Here is a 4,612-nt window from a genome sequence, read left to right on the forward strand (position 1 = left end):
TTGCGGTCCTTGATGATCCGATCGAGCCGGTCTCGGTCGCATGGGGAAAGGCTGATTGAGATACCGCTGCGCATCCACCCTCATCGCACAACCGGCAAACTTCGGGAATCCACTTCAGGACTCTTCTGTCAGACCTTGCCAACTAGTGGTCAAATTCAGTCGGTTGGTTCCCTGAGGAACGGCGAAAATCTGCGCCTTTGAGCATCATTCGGCGGGACTCATCCGTTGCGCTCATACCACTAGGAATGGCTGCGCGCTTTGCTACGCTCGCGCAAAGAAACGCCGAGCCCTCCACCATCCGACGCCTTCCGAAGAGGAAGGAACCGCATTGGTACTCAGAGACAAAGGCGTTGACGGATAGTGCTGCAATGCGGAATAGACCCAGTGAGTTTTTAGGCAGACGAGGGATCTGGTGTGTATCTATGGCCGTATTCTCCGGAAAACCGTCCATCTAAAAAATTGCGTGAATTATGCTGCACGAGGCACTCCCCATAATGAAGATTGCAGTTTTTGGTCTAGGCTACGTCGGCCTCTCGAATGCAGCTCTACTCGCCCAGCATAACCAAGTTGTGGCAGTGGATCTCATGGTAGATCGCGTTAACTTGCTTAATGCACGAAAATCCCCAATTGTTGACGCCGAACTGGAAGATTTTCTCGCCACGCGGGAACTTGATCTCGTCGCGACACTGGATGCCGAGAGCGCCTTGAACGGCGCGCTGTATGTGATCGTTGCCACCCCTACTAATTATGACCCCGAAACGAATAAGTTCGACACCTCTTCAGTGGAAGCCGTAATCCAGGCCGCGACTGCGATCAATCCTGAGGCCACTATTGTCGTCAAATCTACTGTCCCTGTTGGATTCGTCGATGAGACCCGTGAACGCCTTGGGACTGAACAGGTCATCTTCAGCCCCGAATTCCTGCGAGAGGGCCGCGCGCTCTATGACAATCTGCACCCCTCGCGCATCATCGTCGGCGAACGATCCGAGCGCGCCCGCATCTTCGCAGACCTGCTGCGCAACGGCGCCGTCAAGACCGATATTGAAGTGCTGTTTACCGACGCCCGCGAAGCGGAAGCGATAAAGCTGTTTGCCAACACCTATCTCGCAATGCGCGTAGCATTTTTCAACGAACTGGACAGCTACGCCATCGCGGGGGGCATGGATACGCGCCAGATTATCAGCGGAATCGGCCTCGATCCCAGGATTGGGGCGCATTACAACAATCCCAGCTTTGGTTATGGCGGGTATTGCTTGCCGAAGGACACCAAGCAGTTGCTTGCGAACTATTCGGACGTTCCGCAAAACCTGATCCGAGCGATCGTGGATGCTAACCGTACTCGCAAGGACTTTCTCGCCGACCAGATAATCGCGAAGAAACCTAGAAAGGTTGGCGTCTTCCGGCTCGTCATGAAGGCGGGGTCTGACAATTTCCGGCAGTCCTCGATCCAAGGGATCATGAAACGCATCAAGGCGAAAGGGATCGAAGTAGTTATCTATGAACCCTCCATGCAGGCCGATGAGTTTTACGGCTCCAAAATTCTGCGCGATCTTGCGGCCTTCAAACAAGAGTGCGACGTCATAATCGCCAACCGCATGACCGCTGACATAGACGATGTGAAAGACAAGGTCTTCACGCGCGACCTGTTTGGATCCGACTGACTTAGAGCGGCTGAACCCGTCGACGTGCGGCATGGAGACTGAATCCGAGGCCGGTTCGACGTTGCCGCTGCTGTGCCCGAATGGTTAGAATTCATTCCTGCAATTGCCTAACGGCGCACTAAGCGGTAGTCCTTATTGCGCTGCAACATATTGGAAGAGAATCATGAGCGGACCGACCTACGATCTTGCCGGCAAGAAAGTTTACGTTGCGGGACACAAGGGTATGGTCGGGTCAGCTCTTGTCCGCCGCCTTGCTGCCGAGAAATGTGAAGTCATCGTCCCGTCGACACGCGTGGATTTGCGCGAGCAATCCGCCGTCCGGGACTGGATAAATGCCAGTCGTCCGGATGCCGTCTTAGTTGCCGCCGCGAAAGTTGGCGGGATTCTTGCGAACGACACTTATCCGGGGCAGTTTCTCTACGATAACCTGATGATCGAGGCCAACGTCATCGAAAGCTCGCGGCAGGTTGGTGTCGAAAAGCTGCTGTTCCTTGGATCATCGTGCATCTACCCCAAGTTCGCGGAACAACCCATCACTGAAGGCGCCCTGCTGACAGGTCCGCTCGAGCCCACGAATGAGTGGTATGCAATCGCCAAGATTGCAGGGATCAAGCTATGCCAAGCCTACCGCAAGGAATATGGCTTGGACTACATTTCGGCGATGCCCACCAATCTTTACGGCCCCGGAGACAATTTCGATCTTACATCCAGTCACGTCATGCCCGCCCTCATCCGCAAGGCGCATGAGGCAAAGCGAGTCGGCGCCTCCTCGATAGAAATCTGGGGAACCGGATCGCCGCGAAGGGAGTTTCTGCACGTCGATGATCTGGCAGATGCCTGTATCATGCTGCTGAAGAATTATTCAGGGCACGAGCATGTTAACATCGGTTCCGGTGAAGATGTGACGATCCTCGAGTTGACCGAGATGGTGATGAAGGCAATCGGCTTTGATGGCAAGATCATCAAAGACGAGACCAAACCGGATGGGACGCCGCGAAAGCTCATGAGTGCCGACAAACTGCGTTCGATGGGGTGGCGTCCATCAATCGGACTTTTCGAAGGAATTCAATCCGCTTACGATTGGTTTCTTGAAAACAAGTCGGCCATGGCCTGATGCGGATCCTGTTTCTTGGACTGAATTACGCTCCTGAGGAAATTGGCATTGGTCTCTACAGCGGAGACATGACCAAAGCTTGGGTGAGAGCCGGTCACGAAACACGCGCGGTCGTCGCAGTCCCCTACTATCCTGCTTGGAAAGTCCATGCCGCCTATTCCGGTAAAGGCTGGCAGCGATCGGTGGAGGGCGGCGTCGATATTACCCGCTGTCCTATCTACGTGCCTGCCAAACCAAGCGGCATGCGTCGGTTGATTCACCACGTGTCGTTTTTGGCGACAGCAATGCCTACGATGTTGGCTGCGGCGCTGGGGCGCAAGCGGCCAGACTTGGTTTTCACGGTTGCCCCTTCGCTTATTAGTGCTCCTGTCGCCTGGCTGGTGTCCCGATTGAGCGGTGCCCAATGCTGGCTCCACATTCAGGACTTCGAAATGGAGGCGGCACTTGCGACGGGTCTCGTTGGCGACGGTGGGGGGGTTGCCAAGCTGGGGCGATGGTTCGAACAACGCGTTATCGGCCTGTTCGATCATGTCAGTTCAATCTCGCCTCAGATGTGCGCCAAACTGGCCGAGAAGGGTGTGCCCCGCTCTCGCATTCATGAATTGCGCAATTGGGCCGATATCGCGGCGATCACCCCGTATCAGGAACAGTCGCCTTACAGAGCGCAATGGGGGGTTACGACGCCTCACGTAGCACTCTATTCCGGCAATATCGCAAACAAGCAAGGTATAGACATCGTGCTTGATGCCGCGCGCCTGCTACGTCATCGTAACGACCTGACCTTCATAATCTGCGGTCAGGGCCCGAACCGCGCTGCGCTTGAAGAATTGGCCAGCGATCTTACCAATATCCAGTTTCATGACCTTCAGGATCGCGAGCGCCTCAACGAGCTGCTGGGTCTGGCGACGGTACATCTTATGCCGCAACTCGCAGGTGCAGCCGATTTGGTCTTGCCTTCAAAACTGACGAATATGCTCGCATCGGGTCGGCCTGTCGTGGCCACTGCCGAACCTGGCACTGGTTTAGCCGAAGAGATCGTCGATTGCGGGATCATTACCCAACCCGGTTCTGCGAAGGCTTTTGCGGAAGGGATCGAGTCGCTGCTCGATAATCCAGCTGTCGCAGCGCACTATGGGGAAAACGGCCGTCAGCGGGCAGAAAAGCGTTGGGCCAAGGATCATATACTCGCACGCCTGGATGCGGAGCTGATCGATGTGGTCAATGCATCGAAGGTGTCCCACCGAATGGACACTAAGCGGTCGGCCGGCACTACCTGAAGAAGGCGCGGCACACCCACGCTAATCAATTGCATACTGCTTATGATTCGAGGCGCCGAACGTATTTGCAGCTGTGGGCGGTGTCTCAACTGCCTGACAGTACGAGAGCCTTCATTGAGAGCAGGTGTCCACGAGCACATTAAGATCCATGAAAAGGAACCAAATGAAAAACTGCTCGTCAATCTCCGGCGACGCAAAAGGCTAGCCAGCGGTCTGCAAACGAAACCAGTTCAATTTTGAGGATGGATTGGTGGCAGCATAACATACCTGACAACGCATGGCCCAAGCCGCATTGGGTAAGCGAGATGAGGCGTGGATGATCGAGCATGCTCCTACGTTTGCCGGACTGAGGAATTACAAGCGCCGCTGCTCTTCAACGCCAGGACGCACCGCTTCGTCTTATAGATTTGTTGATATTCGAGAATCTGAAAAACAATTAGTCAAACCGGGATTTTAAGCACCGTTTTGCATTGCAGCATTTGCGCATCCGGATTATCTCGTCGTCTGTGAAAAGCGCTGAAGCCCGCAGGGAGGCGTGGGTTTTGGTGGATATGAAGTAA

3 protein-coding genes are annotated in these 4,612 nt (G+C 54.8%); all 3 read left to right on the forward strand.

All coding sequences use genetic code 11. The features are described 5' to 3' along the window. The first annotated feature begins 494 nt into the window (after positions 1–494). On the forward strand, positions 495–1,661 hold the full coding sequence (locus LH128_RS01230) for a nucleotide sugar dehydrogenase (RefSeq protein ID WP_008827748.1): 1,167 nt from the start codon (positions 495–497) through the stop codon (positions 1,659–1,661). A 163-nt stretch (positions 1,662–1,824) separates the two neighbouring features. Continuing rightward, positions 1,825–2,775: a GDP-L-fucose synthase gene (fcl, locus tag LH128_RS01235; RefSeq protein ID WP_008827749.1), complete on the forward strand. Its 951-nt coding sequence runs from the start codon at positions 1,825–1,827 to the stop codon at positions 2,773–2,775. Beyond that, on the forward strand, positions 2,775–4,052 hold the full coding sequence (locus LH128_RS01240) for a WcaI family glycosyltransferase (RefSeq protein ID WP_008827750.1): 1,278 nt from the start codon (positions 2,775–2,777) through the stop codon (positions 4,050–4,052). The genes fcl and LH128_RS01240 overlap by 1 nt, the downstream gene beginning before the upstream one ends. Positions 4,053–4,612: the final 560 nt, after the last annotated feature.

Origin of the sequence: Sphingomonas sp. LH128 (assembly GCF_000293195.2) — a bacterium.
Classification (GTDB): domain Bacteria; phylum Pseudomonadota; class Alphaproteobacteria; order Sphingomonadales; family Sphingomonadaceae; genus Novosphingobium; species Novosphingobium resinovorum_A.